Below are 20,496 nucleotides of genomic sequence, written 5' to 3' on the forward strand. Positions count from 1 at the left end.
GAAGCGAGCCCTGAGATGAGTCATCCCTGACCCCTTGAGGGTCCTAAAGGGCCGTTGGAGACCACAACGTTGATAGGTGGGGTGTGTAAGCGCGGCGACGTGTTGAGCTAACCCATACTAATTACCCGTGAGGCTTAACCATACAACACCCAAGAAGTGTTCTAAGGCTTGTAACAGATACCAAGCGAACTACTCAAATTCAGTGATAGTGACAAGCCAAGCGCAACATCACTACTCACGTCAGCTTTCTAGATTAAGAATTTGCCTGGCGGCCATAGCGCCGTGGAACCACCTGATCCCATGCCGAACTCAGAAGTGAAACGCGGTAGCGCCGATGGTAGTGTGGCATTCGCCATGCGAGAGTAGGACACTGCCAGGCACCCAATACAAGAAACCCCGCTCATCGAGCGGGGTTTTTTATTGCCTGCAATTCAGCAAATAGCCTGATTGTTGACCTTCCCTATCTCCCTTCCTCTGTTTTTATCCTTACTCGCCGCTGCTTTCTGGTTCCACAAATAGCCTGATGTTCCGCTTGGTACTCTTTCTTCACTGAACCGCTGTAGCTCTGTATGGCGGCTCTGGCGTAGTCATGACCCACGAATCCTATGCTCGCCTGTACGCTAGGATCTCTTGCTTGCGATCTTTCCTGGGCATCTGCGTCCTGTGTTAGCTGAAGTCTTTCTTTTTGAGCCCTCTGCTTGTCCATGATTTTGTTAGTCGCCCACTGACGTTATGCCAGAGAGTGTGTTGGCTGTGCTAACACGCAGGCGCAGTGGTTGCTGCTTTGGGTCCTTGTTTGGGGCAATAAGGAAATGGGAAGGGATGCTCGCAGGAACGCAGAGGTTCGATGTTGATAGGTGATCTTGGGGCAGCTATTTAGCTCGCAGGTGAGAAGATCAAGAAAGGAGTTGAAGAAGACTAATGTGTTGAGATCTATGAGGAGTGGCAAATCGCAGGCAAATAAAAAGCCCACGCAACATGGTTGCATGGGCTCGGTATAAATGGCGGAGGAGGTGCCCGCCGCAATCAAGTCCAATCAACACCACACAAATCCAATACCCCATTTATTATCAGTAAGTTAGAGCCAAGTATTGTCCAATCCATCCCAATCACATATTACTGCTGCGCATGCTTGGTGGCATACTGCGTGGCATATTCAATTCTCAAGGAGGTTCCCTGATGGCAATCCTCACCGATACCAAAGCTCGTAACATCAAGCCTGAAGATAAACCCCTTGCTCACGGTGGCGTTACAGGCTTGACGCTACACCCTTCAACCGCCAAGGGCAGAGGCAAGTGGGTATTCCGCTATGTCAGCCCACTGACAAAGAAACGGCGAAATGCAGGCCTCGGGACTTACCCCGAGATATCCATCGCTGATGCAGCTCGAGACGCACAGGTAATGCGGGAACAGCTGGCGAATAATCTGGATCCGCTAGAGGTCCGACTGCAGGAGCAGAACAAGCCGAAGATCCCGACGTTGGAAGCATCTGCCAGATTGGTCTATGAAAGCTTGCTACCAGGTTGGAAGAACCCCAAACACGGTAAGCAATGGATCACCACATTGGAGCAATATGCCTTTCCTACCATTGGCTCTATCTCCATTGATGCGATAACCCCAGCTAATATCGCTTCAGTTCTGCAACCGATATGGCTGACGATCCCGGAAACAGCAAGCCGTGTTAAGCAGCGCCTACACGCAGTGATGGCTTGGGCATGGGCTCACGGCTATACCTCTGCAAACCCAGTAGATGTGGTGGGTCATTTACTACCGGCACAACCCAGCAAGTCTGTGCGGGTAGAACATCAACCTGCGATGCCTTGGCGTGATATCCCCGCCTTTGTGCAAAAGCACCTTAGAACAGCGCAACAGTACGATGTAACCCGCTCCATGCTGGAGTTCTTGATCCTGACGGCTTGCCGCTCAGGTGAAGTCAGAGCCATGAAGTGGTCAGAAGTAGACTTGGAAGCAAAGATCTGGACCCTACCAGCCGAGCGTATGAAAGCCAAGCAACAACATCGTGTTCCGTTATCTCTGCGTGCCGTCGAGATCCTGAAGGGGTTAAGGGGATTGCATGACGAATTGGTATTCCCTTCTCCCAGAGACCAAGTACCCCTCTCAGACACAGTGCTGACGATGTTTCTGAGAAGGGCCAAAGCGGAGAGCTGTACTCCTGGCCGAATGGCAACAGCACATGGCTTTCGCTCCAGCTTTCGGGACTGGTGCAGCGAGCTGGGCTATGCGCGGGATCTCGCTGAGCGAGCATTAGCCCATACGGTGCAAAACAAGGTAGAGGCTGCGTACCACCGCACAGACTTGCTGGATCAGCGACGCCCGATGATGGATGCTTGGGCTGAGTTTGTGGTTGGCAATTTACCAACTAATAGCCGCTAACAAAACTAAGTTGATTCGAACGATACCAGTCCCCACATAGCCGGCATGACACGAAAAATCATCAGTAACCAGCTATGGAAGTCCTTGCAGCCACTTCTGCCACCTCACCAGCCTTCGCCACGGGGTGGCCGTCCACGCCTCGATGACTATGCCGTTCTCAACGGTATTCTGTTTGTCCTTACTACCGGGATCCCGTGGGAGGATTTACCCCAGTCTTTGGGTTTTGGCAGCGGAATGACGTGCTGGCGTCGCCTACGTGATTGGCAAGCTCAAGGCATCTGGTAGCGACTTCACGTGGCGCTCCTGAGCCAGCTACATCAAGCTGGCCACATCGACTGGAGTAGAACAAGCCTCGATGGCGCGAGCGTAGCCAGCCCCCGGGGGGCCAGGAAACAGGACGTAACCCGACAGACAGAGGCAAGCTGGGCAGTAAACGACACATAGTGGTGGACCGTCAGGGCATACCGCTCGCAGTGCTGGTATCAGGCGCCAATCGCCATGACTCGATAATGTTTGAGCCCTTGTTGGATGCACTTCCGGCGTTAGCAGGTAAGAGAGGGCGACCACGATGTCGACCTGACAAGCTACACGCAGACAAAGGGTATGATTTTCGCCGTTGTCGAGATTATCTGAGGCGACGGGGTATCAAGGTTCGCATTGCCCGGCGAGGCATCGATAGCAATGAGCGATTGGGTTGTCATCGCTGGGTTGTAGAACGCACTCATGGTTGGCTAGCAGGCTTTGGGAAGCTACGAATACGTTTCGAGCGACGGTTGGATATCCATCTCGCCTTGTTGACGCTGGCTTGCGCCGTTATCTGCCTACGCTTTGTTGAACGGTTTTGTTAGCGGCTCTAACTTGCTTCCCTCCAGCCGCCCACTGACAGACTTCTAACTCCCGCAAGCTCAAAGGGACACGAAGTGGCATGGCTGACGCACACACCCGAACGACAGCTTCGAAGACGTGGCTTGATAGCCAACTCAGAAATGGGATCGCGCTGAGCCATTGATGCTCAGTCCGGGGTGTACGCGTGATGAGCGAGAGCAACCCGACATGGCCATTCGGCCCATGCCAAGGGATGGTGATGCCATCACGCAATCCAGCCTCTTGGGCCAGCATCATGACCTCCAATCCAGCAGCATCCTGTTTGTCGCAACACTCGGCAATGAGATTAGCCCACAATATCGGCATGCTCTGCGCCATCCCCTTGCGCACCACGGGGTCCACCGCAAACAACTCCTTCTCGTCATAGGTCTGCACCCACGGGCCAGGACAGCCATTGAAGATGCGCACGTCAGGACGCTGTATCGAGCTCGGTGAAATGAAACCCAATCGAAAATGGTCACACCCCATCTGCTGGCAGAGTGATCGGAGTAAGGTCACAATAGCTTGTTCGTCAGTGGCAGTACTGAACTGGGATATTAGTGTCAGCGCATCAGGGGTATTGGGAAGACATCGCGGGGTTGTGGTCAATAGAATGGCTTAACGACGAAGAAACCTACTTGATATTATTAATGCTTAATCAAGCAACAAGTATCCAATCATGAAATGATAACGCTCACACTGAATGGTTCGTCAAACCTACAAACCTCACCAAAGGTTTGGAACAGGTCGATACGAGTAGGATCAATCGTCGACACTGCTTTTATGTCGGGCGACTAATTGACACCAAGGACGGCAGAGTAGGTCTCGCCACGTGAGGGGGGCGTTGAGGTCCCAGGAACTGGCGAGTTGCTGATAGGGTTGCTGGTGTTCGTCAAGCCAGTAGGGGAAAATCTGCAGCACCCGCAGTAAATACTGCTGCCCACCTTTGCTGGGGACTCGTTGCTCATCGAGCACCACGATCCCGGATAATCCCCGAACCCTGGCAAAGTCTCGTTCTATGGACCAAGACGAAACACCAAATACGTCTGCTGCTTCACGGGCACTGATCGCTCGTTGTTGCTCATGTAGCCAGTGCGCTACTTGTAAGTAACGCGGTAAAGATGGCTTTGGGTTGATAGGCATGTCATTGCTCTGAGTTATGGAGGAGTTTAATTAGCTGCTAATAATGGTGGCCGCCGAATACATTCTAACTCTGGGGTTATTATCAGGATAACCTAAGATAGAGTCGTAATTGTTAGTGTTTTGCAACTGCGGGAAACTGCTAGGCATTACCATCTCAATACAACAGCTTAACGAATACAAACCACGTGACTGAAAACAGTTTTCGTAATGGTCGCGTCGGTATGGAAACCGGAGGGCTGTGATATCGAGACCTTTTTTGCGCGTTGCCGATTAGAGCTCAATCCCGTACTTGCTCTGTACGCGAATGTAGCTATCAAGTCTGGCTGCCTCCCTTAACCATGACCTTCCTTGTAAGTAATTGACGTAGAGAAAGAGGTAGCCACAGCCTCATCTCCCAATGTGAGTTGCAATAAGGCACGAGATCCCAGAGAGACTTTTTGTGAATACTTCAATTAACCTATACGTTCCGCGACCAGCTTGAATATCTTCGATGTTATCGATACAGCCAAGTAGGTTGGTGTCACTTAATGAAACTGAATGGAGGAGGGTTTTATACAACCTGCGTTGATAAAAATAAATAACCATTACTTGGATTTCTTACTCAACTTAGACTGCTCATGACACAAGAATTAGCGGGCACATCAGGGCAAGATGATGTAGGGGTAGACCACAACAATGCACTACAGTATTGTGTGTTATACTATAGTAAAAAAGACACCAGCTTGAAGCCGGTGTCATGAAATAACAAGAACTATACTATCAATACTAGAAATAGATACAAACCAAACAGATAAAAACGTCTATTGATAGGTAGGTATTATCTTAATATTTAAAGTGGTATTGCCCTAATACCCTCCAGTCCTTATTATCTGCTCCATCTGTTGGAAAGTATGCGTTTGGGTTTCCTCTATTTTTCAATTGCATGACATCTGAAGTCCTAGTATAAGTGTTTCTGTACTCATATAGATCGCCCTGATTCCCTGGCTCGCCCCACTTCTTGAGGCTTACATAGTCCCAGTCATTGTTGCTTCGACTGTCTATAGGGTAATAAGCTCCTGGATTGCCTTTCAATTTGAAAACCTCTACAATGTTCTTCCTGTAAGGGTTTTCATAAACATATAAATCTCCTGGTTTACCAGGCGAGCCCCACGATTTTAATTTATAATCATTTCGCTCGGTATGTTTGGGCTGAACTAAGGCATAATTGGAGTGGAATGTCGTCCCCCAGACGTCAAATTGTATTATGTTGACTTTTTTATTTTCCCGATCAAGCCCGCTCCAGACATTTTCGTTAGCAGTTAAATTTTTGATGAAAATATCACGAATGGGTTGCCAAGGCGCAAGTGTGTTAAGTTGAGCTTGAACGCGAACATTTTCTGCATCAGCAGGTAACTTCACCTGCGAGGTAAGGCCGAGAGTTGTTCCTCCCGTTTTTTCATAGTGATATGAAATAGTTCCGTCTGAATTTCTGATTTGATATTCAGCTTTCATCCAAGATGTATATCCACCTTTGTTATGTAACCGAATGTAGGTAGGCTGACTATTTGGGCTTAATCGATTGAATGAAGAGTTGCGTGATTTTTCTTCACTGTTAATATCCATAATGGTTGAGCATGATAGTGTGCTTTCACTGCTAAGTGCTGCCATATCTAGATTGGTGCACTCCATAATTTCAGAGGCAAATAGTGATGAAGGCAATGCGCACAAAAAAAAAGGCACGAATGCAGCTGCTTTGAAGTTGTTAGTCTTACGATTACTCATCTATCTCTCGCGAATTAGTTAACATACATTAGCACAAAAGGAAGCATCTAACGCGTATAAACAATATAGCTGAAGAGGTTAGCCATAAGTTTCATTTTATGAAAAGAGCAGCTTGCATGGGTTAAATGAATAGTTGACTCAGGGAAGGTGCGAACAAGTTCCTGATATGAGATCATGTTTGTCATCTGGAGCCATGGAATAGGGTTCATCATGAGTCATCAGCTCACCTTCGCCGACAGTGAATTCAGCAGTAAGCGCCGTTAGACCCGAAAAGAGATTTTCCTCTCCCTCATGGAGCAGATCCTGCCATGGCAGGATATGACCGCCGTCATCGAACCGTTTTATCACAACGCCGGTAATGGTCGTCGGCCCTATCCGCTGGAAACCATGCTGCGCATTCACTGTATGCAGCACTGGTACAACCTGAGCGATGGCGCGATGGAAGATGCTCTATACGAAATCGCCTCCATGCGTCTATTTGCCCGGTTATCCCTAGATAGCGCCTTGCCGGATCGCACCACCATCATGAATTTTCGCCACCTGCTGGTGCAGCATCAGCTGGCCCGCCAATTGTTCAAGACCATCAATCGCTGGCGGGCCGAAGCCGGCGTCATGATGACCCAAGGCACCTTGGTGGATGCCACCATCATTGAGGCTCCCAGCTCGACCAAGAACAAAGAGCTGCAACGCGATCCGGAGATGCATCAGACCAAGAAAGGCAATCAGTGGCACTTTGGCATGAAAGCCCACATTGGTGTTGATGCCAAGAGTGGGCTGACCCACAGCCTGGTCACCACGGCAGCCAACGAGCATGGCCTCAATCAGTTGGGTAACCTGCTGCACGGTGAGGAGCAATTTGTCTCCGCCGATGCTTGGCTACCAAGGAGCGCCGCTGCGTGAGGAGCTGGCCGAGGTGGATGTGGACTGGCTGATTGCCGAGCGCCCTGGCAAGGTAAAAACCTTGAAGCAGCATCCGCGCAAGAACAAAACGGCCATCAACATCGAATACATGAAAGCTAGCATCAGGGCCAAAGTGGAACATCCGTTTCGCATCATCAAGCGGCAGTTCGGCTACGTGAAAGCCAAATACAAGGGGCTGCTGAAAAACGATAACCAGCTGGCGATGTTATTCACTCTGGCCAACCTGTTTCGGGTGGACCAGATGATACGTCAGTGGGAGAGGTCTCACTAAAAACCGGGAATAACGTCTTAAATGGCGAAGAAATGGTCTAAATAGGCTGGTTCGGGTGTTTCCGGGAGAAAATACCGGTCCAAACACGTGAAAATTTAATCGGTGAGCCAACTTGGGAAGAAATGACCCGCTTGTTCGCACCTTCCTTAAATTTTTTAAAAAGGCCGCAGAATGTCAAGGAGACTGGGGAGTCGATATTATATAGACAGTTCTGCGGCAAAACATAGCTCATTTCATGAGCCTCACTTGTATTGAACCATGCAAAAAAGGGGCATTAAAACGTCACGACGTTCTCCACCACGCAGCCTATTTTTAACTTGGTTCTGCATAGTCCAATACCACTCATCATGAGCTTACGAAGACAGTTATATCCTGAAAGATTATTTGTTTCAATTGCCTCGCAGCAGTCTTTCAGAAAGTGATACGTGTGGTGTTTGTCTACTTTGCATTTTTAGCCGCGTCATCCTGCCGATGACGAGTATTCAAAAATATTATGGTTCACGAAATTACATACATGATAGACGGTATTCATTAAACTTATAAAATGATAAGTTAATAGATAGATATGCTCTCAATGTTTTCTTCAAAGAAAAAGGATATGGAGCAGGGCCTGATTCGGGTGCAGGCGTTATTGTGCAAAATGCGTAGACAGGGAGTGACTTTTTCAGTTCCTAGCGAGCTTTATTTTCACTCCTTTGAGTTGTTGGTTCAAGGAGGGGGATTCTTGTGTTGGAACTTAAACTGAAGGCGTGACTGATTTCGCTAATCGGTGGTGGCGCTCACAGATATGCTCATCCGGCTTTCATTTTCCACTGCAGATATTACTTTGTTTGCCCGACGCTCTTGCGAGCGTCGGGCATTGCAGTTTTCAGCTGTGCCGCTTGCGAATTTAATCCAAAGCACAGTTACGGAGGTCACGGACTTGCCTCTCCGCAGAGCCACTTCTGCAGCGATAGGTCTTTGCAGTCATCGCCCTCGCAGGGCGGCCAACGCAGCGATATAGTCCGGCTCATCAGCCACTTCTGCCACAAGCTCGCTGTACAGAACCTTATTGTCATCATCTAGCACCACGACTGCGCGCGCAGCCAACCCTACAAGAGGACCAGAAGAAATGGCTACGCCGTACTCCTCCATAAAAGCAGCCCCACGAAGAGTGGACAGTGTCACAACACGATCCAGACCTTCTGCGCCACAGAAGCGGGACTGGGCAAATGGCAAATCTGCAGAGATGCAGAGCACAGCAGTGCTCTCCAGGGTGCTGAGTATCTCATTGAACTTGCGGACTGAAGCAGCACAAGTTGGAGTGTCGATACTCGGGAATATGTTCAGAATTTTGCGTTGGCCCGAGAAATTCGCAAGCGTTACATCGGAAAGATCTTCACCCACGAGAGAGAAAGGTTTGGCTTGCTCTCCCGCAGTAGGAAAGCGGCCTGAAATGATAATAGGACAGCCTTGTAGAGTGACAGTGTTGGGCATATCTAGCCTCCTTTGTTAATGAACAATTAATAGTCTATGCATTTTCACCAACATAGAAGTGTCAAGTAGTGAAGCTGGTTGCTCATCTGTACGAGCCTTAGGTGGGTGCGAACAAGCTCCTCACGCGAGACGCTTGGCTTTGTTTGAAGCTCCGCGGGGCTCCGTATGAGTTGCTATATCTGCTTGCGCAATGGAATACTCAGTAAAACCCGCAAAGAGATATTCTTGCGTCCGAATGGACGTTGTGCTCCCATGCATCAAGGATGCAGACGGTCATAGCCCCGTCTATCCCAACTATCCCAAGACTGGAAAGGGTGTTGTTGCCAGGACTTGAACGCGCCCCTTTTCGCATTCGCTGCATGCAACAGCGGTGAAACCTCAGCGACGGCGCCATGGAAGACGCACTCTACAAGATTGTGGTGTGGCGATATCATCTACGCCTGGGCAGGTGGTCGTTGGCATTACCTGGCAGCGGTTCTTGACCTGCACACCCGGCGGGTCGTGGGCTGGGTGATGTCTGATAAGCCTGATGCAGAGATGGCCTATCAGCAGCGGGGTTGCCCATTCGGTGTGCTATTTCACTCTGACAGTAATAATGTCACTGTCAGTTTTCATCACCATGCTTGCTGTTTTGCCTGACTGGTAAGATCACTGATGCAGTGAAGACTCCCCGGTTTCCTGACTCTCACTCTGAACGACCAGAAATGTGTCTTTCCCTGGACCCGTCGGTTACCGGGAAGTATTTCATGCGAGGCATCTCCTCACCGATGCGCGTGACTCAAGAAGGGCCTGACGGCTTGTCTCTTTACTGTCCTGTCCGGGTTATCGTCAGGAGAAATGACGGATAGTTTCCGAAGCAGGAAATGACTTATGGCAAAGACAAAATCCGCTCAATCACCGTCCGTTGTTGGGGGCGTTGATACGCATAAAGATTTACATGTCACGGCTGTAGTTGATCAAAACAACCGCGTTTTGGGGAGTGAGTTCTTCGCGGCAACACGCCAAGGATACCGACAAATGCTGGCCTGGATGGCATCTTTTGGTACGATTGAGCGTATCGGCGTTGAATGTACTGGTTCCTATGGCGCAGGCTTGCTGCGTTACCTCCAGAGTTCAGAGATCGAGGTACTGGAGGTCACCGCACCAGATAAAATGGAACGTCGTAAACGTGGTAAAAGCGATACGATCGATGCCGAAAGTGCTGCCCACGCCGCTTTCTCCCGCATACGCACCGTCACGCCTAAAACACGTAGCGGAATGATTGAAGCGCTTTGCGTCCTGAAAGTCGGCCGTAAAACAGCTGTCGTTGCCCGACGCATTGCACTACAAATGATCCAGATGAATATCGTGTCAGCTCCTGATGAGTTACGTGACCAGATCCGTCACCTCACGAGGATGCATTTGATCCGCACACTGGCCTCGTGGCGACCCGATGTTACCGCCTACCGCAATGTTCAGGATGCCTATCGTATTGCACTGAAATCACTGGCTCGAAGATATCTGGAGTTACATGACGAAATAGCCGATCTGGACGTTATGATAACGTCGATTGTCGATGAGCTGGCGCCAGAGCTTATCAGGCGAAAAGCTGTAGGGTACGAATGTGCTTCTCAACTGCTGATCACTGCTGGTGATAATCCTCAGCGCCTGACCTCTGAGTCTGGCTTCGCGGCTTTATGTGGCGTCAGCCCAGTCCCCGTATCTTCCGGTAAAACAAACCGTCACAGACTGAATCGTGGTGGTGATCGTGCCGCCAATAGTGCTCTGCATATTATCGCTATAGGGCGATTGCGTACCGATACGAAAACACAAGAATATGTGGCCAAACGGGTAGCTGAGGGTCACTCAAAAATGGAAGCGCTACGTTGCTTAAAACGTTATATCTCGCGTGAGGTCTATACGCTCCTACGAAATCAAAACCGGCTGATCAACAGCACTCAAATAACGACTTGACTCTTAGAAGGGCGTCCAGGGCAGCCAATATGGCAGTAGGGTATTTCGGCAACGACTGTGGCGCTATCACATGACCCAGAGCATGAGTCGGCGTGGTAATTGTTGGGATACTCAGTTCATTATGCTCAAGAATGTCAGCCCAATCTGACCCGTGCTGGGATTGGCGAACATAATGCCTTTGCGTTGACCTGTCGATTGTGCGTATTCCTGCGAAGTTGAACAGCCATTCCGGCCAACGTGAACACCCTGATCCTTAACGCGCTCACGTCATCCCGTTTCTAACTCGACTGTTCAGATTGGGTCAACCCACTTCTCCTCTTTCTCATAGATTCTCCCTTCAATGACAGCCGGTGTGCGTTGTGCATCAGCCGGTCCAGGATCGCATCTGCCAGAGTGTTGTCCCCCAAGCTCGCGTACCACTCTTCCGTTGGCAGCTGACTGACCACGACCGTCGAGTATTTTCCATACCGATCATCCATGATTTCCAGTAGTGCGTTGTGCTGCTCGGCATTCACTGCTTCCAGTCCCCAGTCATCCAGGATCAGTAGCTCTATCCTTGCCAGTTGACCCAGCAGTCTGGCGTAACTGCCATCTACCTTGGCTTGGTTCAGTTCAAGCAGCAGACGTGACAGCCGGTAGTAACGAGTGCTATGTCCTTGCTGACAGGCTTGGTAGCCCAGCGCACAAGCCAGGTAGGTTTTTCCACAGCCACAGGGGCCGGTAATGAGCAGGTTCTGGCCCCGGCGCAGCCACTCTCCTTGGGCCAGATTTGCTACCTGTGACCGCTCCAGGTTACGTGCTGACTGGTAGTCCAGCTCCTGCACCGTGGCCTGGAGTTTGAGCCTTGCCTGCTTGACCAGCCGAGCTTGCTTACGCTGCTCCCGGCTCAGTTGTTCGTGTTCGACCAGCAGGCTTAACCGCCCGATGAAGGGCAGCCCTTCGTAAGTACTGGCCTATCCCAGTTGTTGTTGCACGGCATCCGCCATGCTGGTCAGTTTCAGGTTTCTCAGACGGGTCAGGGTTTGTTGGGTCATGGGGCGTATCCTCTTTAGTGAAAGCTCTGGGGGCCACGGATGTTCTCGTGCTCTTGCGGTAACTCTGGGTAGCTCAGCGGGCTTGCGGGCAGTTGGTCGCGGCCACTGGTCAGCACCGACTTGAGCTGCTTGAGTCGCACCAGACCTTCCCGGTTGGCCAACTGGCAGCAGGCCTCGACCCGTGATGGCGGGTACTCCCGGCTCAGACTCAGTAGCCCCAGGCAGAGTCGGTATGCCTGCTCGGCATGGGCTTTCTCTTCCAGCCGTTCGCTAACCCAGCACAAGGTGCCCGGTCCGATGTCAGCAGCCCACTGCTTGAGACGGCCTGGCGTCCAGTGTTGCTGCTTGCTGTGACGTTCCGGCATGTGTTCCGGGAGCGTGCTCATTCCCGGGATGGTTTTACGTGGATGGCTCGCGACCAGCTGTTGCTGGTGATAGACCTGAAGCAAAGTGTCGCCAGCATGGAGCTCCAGTTGCTGGCCCACATACTGATGTGGCACCGAATAGTGGGGCTGCTCATAGCTGACGTGATAGTCGATGTTGAGCTTGACCGTTTTGATGGCGACATAGCGATAGGGATGCACCGGCAGTGGTCCCAGTGCCGGGCGGTCCAACTGCTAAAACGCCTCGCGCCGGTTACCGGGCAGTTGCTTGAACGGGCGCTCGTTGAGTTCGTTCAGCAAGGCCCGGATGCACTGGTTGAGCTCGGCTAGCGAGAAAAAGGTCTGGTGGCGCAGGCGGGCCAGGATCCAACGCTCGACGATCTGCACACCCACTTCCGCCTTGGCTTTGTCCTTGGGCTTGTAGGGACGAGCTGGCATCACCGCCACCTGATAGTGCTCGGCCAACTACTGGTAGCTGGGGTTGAGCTCGGGATCGTATCGGCAAGCCTTGCTGACACCGCTCTTGAGGTTGTCGGGGAGCAGCAGTGCCGGGGTACCGCCGAAAACTCAAAGGCACGGACATGGCTTTGCAGCCAGTCCGGCAGTGACTGTGACCAGATGGCCTCGGCAAAGGTGTAGTTGGACGCACCGAGCACGGCGACAAAGATCTGGGCCAGACGGACCTCCCCCGTAGTCGGCGACACGATGGGCACCGTGGGCCCGCTGTAGTCGATAAAGAGTTTTTCCCCCGCCTTATGGAGCTGGCGCATGGAGCGCTTTTGCAACCGACACCAGGACTTGTAACGGTCGCAGAACTGGGAGTAGCTGTAACAGCTATTGGGATAGCGTTGGGTGTACTCCTCCCAGAGCAGCTGTTTGGAGACCCCCTTGCGCTTGAGCTCCTGATGGAGAGAGGGCCAATCCGGTACAATATGGCGGGCCGAGATGGTGGTATCGGCCTGCGGATAGAACAGGGCAGCCAGTCGGCCATCATCAAGTTCGGTAGGTAAGGGCCAGGTAAGGCCGAGCGCCTGGGCACTTTTGAGGAGTTTCTGGATGGAGCCGAACTTACCTTGGTACAGATACTGATCTGGCGAACAGAGAGGTCAGCTTCCAGCCGCAGCACTTCACGAATATTACGCATTGCAATCCTCTTGGCAGTCATAGGCTCTTCCCAGACAAAAGGGAGAGCGTATCAAAGGTTTTTAAATCAATGCGTTAAGGATGATTCTGGGATGTTGAACACTGTTTCCGGAAAGGAGGTGCAAAGTGTTCAGGTTGAGCCGGAATGAGCGTTCACCTTGAACCAGAATCGGTGTTCATGATCGGCCGGAATATGCAGCCCCCCCCTCATTAACTATTGCTTCAAAATTGATTGGCGATAGTTATTCACTTCGTTTAGGAAAATATGGCAGTGTAAAATACAACGCGATTGTTGGTGAGTTAATTTTCCACGAGGAAGATGAGAATAGAGCGGTGAAGCCAATTAGTGATGGAATCAAGCGACGAGCACATGATGCATGAAGAAAATGGAGTTGTTCAGGATCTCCGAGCCCTCAGTTAGATCCATTCAAGTTGAATCAATTTGGGCAACAACGCCACAACATTTCTCTTGTCATCGCCGATGCGAGATAGCCTCAGAATGGAATATTACGATGTTGTAACTATTCGAAAAGATAGCAAACGTTGTACTATCTGATATCTAAGGTTAGACAGTCTAACCTCCCTCAAAAAACAAAAAAACAAAAAAACAAAAAAACAAAAAAACAAAAAAACAAAAAAACAAAAAATGATATAAGAGTACATTTGGTTTTGGGTACACGAATGGATGTGCCGCCCCCTGTCGACATATAAAATAGAAAACTAATGAAGCTCGTTGCTGCAGGGCCTCCCACGGCATATATTTTCGCTTGGGTTGACATTGAATCAATAGTAGTAAAAAAAAAGAAAGCAGTGATTATCCAGTATCCTATATTAAGAAATAGAATGTTTAGATATGCTGAGTGCTGGTAGCTTTTCATTGATTTTTCATTGGTATTGCGTTACTGGTTTCTTTCAACAGGGATGTAGTGCTCACAAAATATCTGAGGAGATTCATCAAAAATATGAGGGGTGAAATGGAAAAATTCAATATCACGACCTTCTCTACGTTTAAGATTTAATCGTGGTAGTAGATGCATATAAATGTCTTTCGTATGTGCTGCGTAATCACTAAAAAAACCATAGAATGGACAGAGTAGATAATAGCCACCAAATGTGTAGAGGGTCGTATTTATTGGTGTATCAACAGATTGAACCGCGTTAACAGCCTGCCCCGCAATTGCTGATACGGATATCATCCCCGCTCGAGAGCGGGCCTGAAGCATATCATTTCGTTCAACTTCTGAGGCGATTGTTAACGTTGTTGTGTTATCTTGAAACCAAGCCTGTAACCGCCTAAGTTTAACTTGCCCCCTCATTGAATTAGGCCCAAGAAAATAATCTTCATATCGAAACTCAGCCCCAAGTAAAACCCTTTTCTCTAGGGTGATTAAGTCGTGTGCGATATTGCCATTGTAACTAACTTGTGGTAGCTGCAGACTCGGCAAGATATTGACCGGAAGCATTCGAAATGCTCGCGGTGAAAAATGAAGCTTCCTTTTAAAGGCTCGGCAAAAGTTCTGATGATTAGTGAAGTGAAGATAATATGCGATTTCACTGATGCTCAACTCTGTCATCCTTAGCAATACGCATGCTCGATAGAGCCTGCGATTATGGATGTAATCACCGATAGTCATACCATGGGTCTTTTTGAAGTGCAGCTGGATCATTCTTTTGCTATAGCCGAGCTTAAGCGCCAAATCATCGAGGCAAGGCAGCTCGTTAAAATTGGCATCAATCCATTCGAGGATATCTTGGGCATAATCATCAATGGTCAATATGGGAGCCTTTGCCATAACATCCTCGAATGATGTGGTACTTATTGTTGACATGATAGAAGCCTAGGCCAACCGGATAGAGATGGCGTTGCCACTTTTTTGCCATGATCTCGGCTTTGAGTCACTCTTCGGCGTATATCTTCTTGAGGCGGCAGCTTTTTCCTTCAAGCTCTTTTGAGTCGAGTCATGAGAGAGGCATCAATGCAACTAAACTTGGTGGCGCCTCTTGTTGAAGTGGCGCTCGATTTAACCCAATAGATCACGACACGCTTTTCAGCTTAGGGCAGTGATACCAGACTGCGCAGAAATGCCCGAGGTGAACGGTATGCCAAAGTGCTGTCTTGTTTTCAGGGGCCTTCCTTCTCAGAATTATATGTAACTGATAGTACAATATAGCACTTTAGTGCGGGTCACTCTTTATTCCGCTACGGTTAATAGGATTCCTATATACACTCCCCACAATGCCAGCTGATAGAAAAATGTAATAATAAAACAAGTCTATCTATGTAATGTAACATACTTATGGACTACCTACACTACCATTGTCGGGAGATAACGGTAAGGTTTGCTGTAGCCTTTCCCGGTTTGGTCGATGGAGGCACCGTTAGCTTGATGGTGTAGGGCGCCGATACAGAGCCGACAAATTTCTCACTTACGCCCGAGCTACCATCAAGCTTGGATGGGTGATAACCATCACGTATAATCTCATAATATGCTCCCCCATCCCCAAGTTTGCCTTTACGTTCGTCACCCGCTAGCCCATCGGCGAGTGTCAAAAGGCTGGTAATTACCATCCCTTTAGCGCCAATGTCAATATTGAACTTTTTTGTGATAGTTTGGGGTTGTTCTGTGACAACGACAGTGCCAAAGTCAATAAATTCCGGAAGCGATACCGATGTGACAGTCCCCTTTTTGAACAGCTCATAGTAGCCAACCCAGTTGTATGCATTTCCCCGCCCCCCTGGACTGCACCTGCCCCCCCCGCAATAATCGATTTCATCCCAGATAGATCGGGTTACTCTAAATCTGAGTGTTTTTTCGCTCCCCTCGAACTTGTTGATCTCTATCTGAACAGGCTTCACAGTCACAATCCGACCTAGAGCTTGCTTGGCAGGCAGAGTTCGGTTCAGAATCCGTGTGTTTGATGCCAAATCGAGCGAATTATCTATGGTTACCGTATTTAATGTGACACTTGGATAACTTCCTCCGTTTGCCCCATACGTTCCGCCCTCATAAACATGCGTAAATGAAAATTCGCTTTGGGCACCCGTCGTCACTGATATAGGATAAGCGTATTGTTCGTCCGTCACGCTACCGTTTGATTGGTTTAGTATACCTACCTCTTGAGTGAGGTGCTCGCTTCGAATATTAGCGCTAACTGAGGAGTCGAAAACATCCCTCCAGGAGCAACCATCGGGACCGGTAGGAATCCCAGAGCCATCACCAACCCCCCAGTCTGGAGAACCTTTATAGCAATACGCTTCCACCAATACAGGAACTACAGGAACGTCCATTTTAACCTCCACATTTTATAATGAATAAACATATCTAAATGAGATGTGACTTTTATGACCCGAGAACAAGAATAACCCATGGGTTAATGCTCTGAACATTTTTGGTTTGCTAAAGCAATCACTGCCAACCAGTTGCACAGTGACCTTTGGTGCCAGCTGTTCTAACTATTGACCTCGGCAGTTCAACTAACGTCAGGCCCCATAACGAATATTTAACCGGATAGTGGTTGATGTCTCTCCTCGTGCATTATCTGGCATCACCAGCGTGTTGGGGATAAGCGTGCAGGTTCGACTGCTTTCCCCTGCACAAAATGCCTCATTGCTATCGCCATTGAGCGCGATGTTTTTATTGCTTACCTCATCTCTGAGCCAGAACTTGGCCCCCGACCCCGCCATGAGCACGGTGTCCACAGAGCCCACATCCAGGGGCTCAATGGCTTGCGCATAGACAGCTGTATTAGCTGGCGTGGTGCAATTCACCTGAAAGCTAAACGGATTGTAAGCCTGTGCGCCGTTCTTTATCGACCCCAGATAGACCGTCGCCGGAACATCAAGCTCGCAGGATGGAGCTACAAACGTCGCCGTGATGGTTACCGTCGCTTCAGTTGCCGCCTGGGCCAGCGATGCATTGCCAATGAGCAGCATACCCAACCATAAGATAATGTGCTGGATGACTTGCTTAATTGATTTCATAGTTCTGAATGCCTCCCCAGTCGTTAATGGCATCAATGGACATGCCTTTGCTCAACGAGACCTGGCCCAGCGACGCCTCGGAGAAGGGGGCCAGCTGTGCCAATGCAGTCACTTGCTGCTGTGTCAGCTTCACCTCTTTCCCATTTTGCTTCAGCCCGACTACCGCAAAGTAATACGGGGTGGGGTTTTTCAGGACGGCATCGCCATTTTGACTGACAATCTGTACTTTTTTTTCCGCATCCTTGCGGCCATTTTTCAGTGCTTGCGGGCGGTAAATCAGTTTAACCTGAGTATTCATCGCTATTGCCAGCACACTCCCCTCAGCCTGAGTTGGTTTCGGGGGAACCTCTTGTACGTTCAGCCAAAACAGCGATTCCCGGTCTTTGGGAAGGGATTGGTTGACGTTCATCAGGCGAACAACTTGCTTTTGCTTCGGTTTCACCTTGAAAAAGGGCGGTGCCGGGACGATGAAGACCTCATCCTTGCTTTGGGTCGTGTTATCAATCCAGACCTGACCACCATAGGTTTGCTCGGCATTATTGGTCACTTCAAAGGAGAGGTTCTTCTTTCCCTCCTCAAAAATGAAGCGCGTGCCATTCAAAACAAATGCGGCCATGGCGTGATTGCTGATACTCATGACTAATGATGCGACGATTGCGTTCTTCACGATTTTATTCACAGCGAACCTCTTGAACTGAACTTGAATTGGGTTTGAGTGTGGCAGCATTGATACTACAACTTTGCCCATTACTTTGTGTGACGGTTACCTGTTTTGGCTCTGTCTGCAGGTTCATTAGCAACACACCGTTACTTGATATAAATCCAGCGCTCATTCCGGTGTCCGTCTCTGCGTTACCGCCGGTAATGATGTCACCCTTCGCATCACGTACTCGCAAGATGTAGCGCTGCACACTGGCGAAGTTAAACTCGCGATAAATGATGGCCTTCTCCGTCGGCACCACGTTAAACGAACTGTTGAGCAACTCGGCATCATCCGGCACGTTCTCGGTGTTGATATTGATGCTGGCTGGACGATAGCTCGACAGAAATACGGCCGTTTCGCCATCTTCATTCGTTGGCAAAGAGCCATTAAACGTCACGCCAGGCATGTCCTTGATTTTTACAATGGCAATCGTATCCGATGCCTGCTTGGTCAGCAGCAACCCAGTCTCGGCAGTGACAATCGCAGAACCCGACAGACTACCAGACAGCGTGGTTCGGTCCCGGTTTTGGGATACAGCTACGTTCGTTTGCACTGCATCAAACGCATAACTGGCGGATGCACTTGCGCCAGCTGCGCCCTGTGAGTTGGTGTTGGCATTGAGGCTATAGTTCAGACGGTCATTGACCGTTGCAGAAACGCCGCTGTTAAACGTGGTGCCACTGCCGCGGCTGTAACCGACACTGTTGCTGTTGTAATGCCTGAGCCCGCCAATATTGAACGGGATGCTCACCCCCACAGACGCTGAATAGTCATCACGACCGGAAAACGCACCACGCGAGTAGCTGCCGTTCACATAGAGCGAGATGTCATCAAACATCCTCGTACTGGCAGACACGTTTGCACCAATGGCATCCTGGTCCCGGTCCCAATAAGACTGCTGCCAAAAGGCTGAGCTCAGATACACATTGTTATTTAGACGATGAGACAGACGAGCCTCATAACGGTTTTTTTCTGAACCACTGTAATTGCGCTTGCTCGAGTCGAAAGAGGCAAACTCACGATATCCAGAGCTCTGATAGCGGTATGTCAGCAACTGCAGGTCTGTTCGGTTGGTGAAGTTCTTGGCATATTTAAATGCAAAGCTCGCCCCCTCTGCCGTCGTGTTGTCATCGTATTCTGATTTGGCCAGGTTAACGTTTGTTGAGAATGCTCCCCACTGACCAAGAGACTGCGTCACACCAACTCCGCCTGCCTGATATTTCTCGTGCAGAATAGTCGCCATGTTAAGCGTGGTAGTGGGCAGCCCATAGTCAAAACTCCCCAGCAAGAAAGCGCCTTGATTGGATGAGAAGGCATCCTTTAATGCATTGCTGGTACTCTTTTGGCCAATCGCTACGTTGTAGTTGTACTCCCCGGGACGCAGCAAGGAAGGCAAGGTCGCAACAGGATACACGGTGCTCGTTTTCGCCCCACTGTCATCCTCTACCGTCACCAACAGGTCACCGTTACTCACCGGAGAAATATCATTAAGCTGATACGGCCCAGCAGGAACAACCTTGGAATAGATGGTATACCCACCTTGGGAAATCGTGATACGGGATGTCGAGGTTGCAACACCGGTGATAAGGGGAGCATAACCGCTGGAGCTCCATGGCCGCATATTGCTGTTAGAACGCAGCGCAGCACCATAAAAACCGAAATCAGAAAACAATTCAGAACGAGTCTGTGAGCGACCAAGCAGAAGGTCACCGCGCACCTCGCTGATAGCTGTAGACAGCGTCAAATCATTAGTGGTGAAATCACTGCCATATGCGTTTTTAGTAGCATTCATGTTGCTAGACAGCACCCAGCGCCCCAAGTTTAGGCTAGTGCTAGCATTGCCAAAAGCATTGAGTGAATCATCACTGCTTTTGTCAAAGTTACCACTGTATGTCAGTCTGAAGCCATTAATGCCATAATCCCAAAGAGCCGCGTCTGATTTATCCAGCAAATAAGCCTGCGGAATAATAAAGTCCACAGTCTGAGCACCGTAATCAAAATCGATGCGCGTATGCTCATTCTTTTCCAACGAATAGCATTCACGCTCGGCGTTAAATGTATCCGCATAAATTTCCGGCTTGAAAAGAATTCCACCACTCTTTAACCACTCAGGTGACAAGCAGACACTGCCAGATTGCTCGTCTTCTTTACTTATCACCAAGGAGGCCCGAATGTTGGTTTGCCCATTCAGCTGCACATCAACGTAATACTGGCCAGATGGATATTTCACACCCGACTGTAAAATCGCAGGTGTACTGGTTACACCCTGCAGAAAGTCAGTATTTAACTCAGACTCTGCTGCATGCACTTTACTTGCAAAAAAAGGAATCGAAACGGCTAATGCTAATACACTAACAGGGCTTCTCGTGACAACACTCATCCCTCCCTCCAATATGTCTTATGTGGCGCAAGGGCGATAAAAAGTATAAAAATAGCCCGAGCTGGCGCCCGGGCTATTTCCTGCTAAT

At 49.6% G+C, this 20,496-nt stretch carries 11 protein-coding genes, 2 rRNA genes and 4 pseudogenes; 7 read left to right on the forward strand and 10 right to left on the reverse strand.

All coding sequences use genetic code 11. From position 1 onward, the window contains the following. The 4 genes and pseudogenes from G5287_RS04335 to G5287_RS04350 form a co-directional block, all read left to right on the forward strand. Window positions 1-142: ribosomal RNA gene (locus tag G5287_RS04335) — 23S ribosomal RNA — on the forward strand; the annotation flags it as partial. Window positions 143-264: 122 nt separating this feature from the next. Continuing rightward, window positions 265-379 (forward strand): 5S ribosomal RNA (gene rrf, locus G5287_RS04340). Between the two features lie 800 nt (window positions 380-1,179). After that, a complete protein-coding gene (locus G5287_RS04345) occupies window positions 1,180-2,394 on the forward strand; it encodes a tyrosine-type recombinase/integrase (protein ID WP_421230910.1) in 1,215 nt (404 codons plus the stop codon). A gap of 45 nt (window positions 2,395-2,439) precedes the next feature. Beyond that, window positions 2,440-3,242, forward strand: a pseudogene (locus G5287_RS04350) (IS5 family transposase). Here the strand turns inward: G5287_RS04350 and G5287_RS04355 are convergent. Together G5287_RS04355 and G5287_RS04360 are read right to left on the reverse strand one after the other, a co-directional pair. Beyond that, window positions 3,208-3,777 (reverse strand): autoinducer binding domain-containing protein, encoded by a 570-nt coding sequence (locus G5287_RS04355; RefSeq protein ID WP_421230911.1) that lies wholly within the window; start codon window positions 3,775-3,777, stop codon window positions 3,208-3,210. The pseudogene G5287_RS04350 and the gene G5287_RS04355 overlap by 35 nt on opposite strands. 1,446 nt (window positions 3,778-5,223) lie before the next feature. Further along, the gene (locus G5287_RS04360) at window positions 5,224-6,162 is read right to left on the reverse strand and encodes a hypothetical protein (protein ID WP_421230912.1); all 939 of its coding nucleotides are present in this window, start codon (window positions 6,160-6,162) and stop codon (window positions 5,224-5,226) included. A 291-nt stretch (window positions 6,163-6,453) separates the two neighbouring features. On the opposite strand from G5287_RS04360, the gene G5287_RS04365 reads away from it, so the two are divergent. Next, a protein-coding gene (locus G5287_RS04365; RefSeq protein WP_421230913.1) for an IS5 family transposase occupies window positions 6,454-7,354 on the forward strand; the annotation gives its coding sequence in 2 pieces (ribosomal slippage) (window positions 6,454-7,035 and window positions 7,037-7,354; 900 coding nt in all). Between the two features lie 966 nt (window positions 7,355-8,320). On the opposite strand, the gene tpx is transcribed toward G5287_RS04365, so the two are convergent. After that, a complete protein-coding gene (gene tpx, locus G5287_RS04370; protein ID WP_421230914.1) occupies window positions 8,321-8,830 on the reverse strand; it encodes a thiol peroxidase in 510 nt (169 codons plus the stop codon). 411 nt (window positions 8,831-9,241) lie between these two features. Here tpx and G5287_RS04375 point away from each other — a divergent pair. Together G5287_RS04375 and G5287_RS04380 are read left to right on the forward strand one after the other, a co-directional pair. After that, window positions 9,242-9,427, forward strand: a pseudogene (locus tag G5287_RS04375) (DDE-type integrase/transposase/recombinase); the annotation flags it as partial. Window positions 9,428-9,700: 273 nt separating this feature from the next. After that, window positions 9,701-10,783 (forward strand): IS110 family transposase, encoded by a 1,083-nt coding sequence (locus G5287_RS04380; protein WP_421230915.1) that lies wholly within the window; start codon window positions 9,701-9,703, stop codon window positions 10,781-10,783. Between the two features lie 278 nt (window positions 10,784-11,061). Here the strand turns inward: G5287_RS04380 and istB are convergent. From istB to pefC, 7 genes and pseudogenes are all read right to left on the reverse strand, one after another. Further along, window positions 11,062-11,817: pseudogene (gene istB / locus G5287_RS04385) on the reverse strand (IS21-like element ISAs29 family helper ATPase IstB). A gap of 14 nt (window positions 11,818-11,831) precedes the next feature. Next, window positions 11,832-13,365, reverse strand: a pseudogene (istA, locus tag G5287_RS04390) (IS21 family transposase). Between the two features lie 877 nt (window positions 13,366-14,242). Next, window positions 14,243-15,136 carry a helix-turn-helix domain-containing protein gene (locus G5287_RS04395; protein ID WP_421230916.1) on the reverse strand — a complete coding sequence of 298 codons (894 nt, stop codon included), beginning with the start codon at window positions 15,134-15,136 and terminating at the stop codon, window positions 14,243-14,245. A gap of 518 nt (window positions 15,137-15,654) precedes the next feature. Next, window positions 15,655-16,632, reverse strand: coding sequence for a hypothetical protein (locus G5287_RS04400; protein WP_421230917.1), 978 nt, complete (start codon window positions 16,630-16,632; stop codon window positions 15,655-15,657). 192 nt (window positions 16,633-16,824) lie between these two features. Beyond that, window positions 16,825-17,325: a hypothetical protein gene (locus G5287_RS04405; RefSeq protein ID WP_421230918.1), complete on the reverse strand. Its 501-nt coding sequence runs from the start codon at window positions 17,323-17,325 to the stop codon at window positions 16,825-16,827. Beyond that, window positions 17,312-18,004 carry a fimbrial chaperone gene (locus tag G5287_RS04410; protein WP_421230919.1) on the reverse strand — a complete coding sequence of 231 codons (693 nt, stop codon included), beginning with the start codon at window positions 18,002-18,004 and terminating at the stop codon, window positions 17,312-17,314. The genes G5287_RS04405 and G5287_RS04410 overlap by 14 nt, the downstream gene beginning before the upstream one ends. After that, a complete protein-coding gene (pefC, locus tag G5287_RS04415) occupies window positions 17,997-20,408 on the reverse strand; it encodes a PefC/AfrB family outer membrane usher protein (protein ID WP_421230920.1) in 2,412 nt (803 codons plus the stop codon). The genes G5287_RS04410 and pefC overlap by 8 nt, the downstream gene beginning before the upstream one ends. Window positions 20,409-20,496 lie beyond the last annotated feature (88 nt).

The organism is Aeromonas sp. 603079 (assembly GCF_049172135.1).
Taxonomy (GTDB): domain Bacteria; phylum Pseudomonadota; class Gammaproteobacteria; order Enterobacterales; family Aeromonadaceae; genus Aeromonas; species Aeromonas veronii.

Excerpts from the sequence above, each read along its gene's own strand:
- G5287_RS04345 (WP_421230910.1), top strand. The coding sequence starts at position 1,180 with ATGGCAATCCTCACCGATACCAAAGCTCGTAACATCAAGCCTGAAGAT.
- G5287_RS04360 (WP_421230912.1), bottom strand. The coding sequence starts at position 6,162 with ATGAGTAATCGTAAGACTAACAACTTCAAAGCAGCTGCATTCGTGCCT.
- tpx (WP_421230914.1), bottom strand. The coding sequence starts at position 8,830 with ATGCCCAACACTGTCACTCTACAAGGCTGTCCTATTATCATTTCAGGC.
- G5287_RS04380 (WP_421230915.1), top strand. The coding sequence starts at position 9,701 with ATGGCAAAGACAAAATCCGCTCAATCACCGTCCGTTGTTGGGGGCGTT.
- G5287_RS04395 (WP_421230916.1), bottom strand. The coding sequence starts at position 15,136 with ATGGCAAAGGCTCCCATATTGACCATTGATGATTATGCCCAAGATATC.
- G5287_RS04400 (WP_421230917.1), bottom strand. The coding sequence starts at position 16,632 with ATGGACGTTCCTGTAGTTCCTGTATTGGTGGAAGCGTATTGCTATAAA.
- G5287_RS04405 (WP_421230918.1), bottom strand. The coding sequence starts at position 17,325 with ATGAAATCAATTAAGCAAGTCATCCAGCACATTATCTTATGGTTGGGT.
- pefC (WP_421230920.1), bottom strand. The coding sequence starts at position 20,408 with ATGAGTGTTGTCACGAGAAGCCCTGTTAGTGTATTAGCATTAGCCGTT.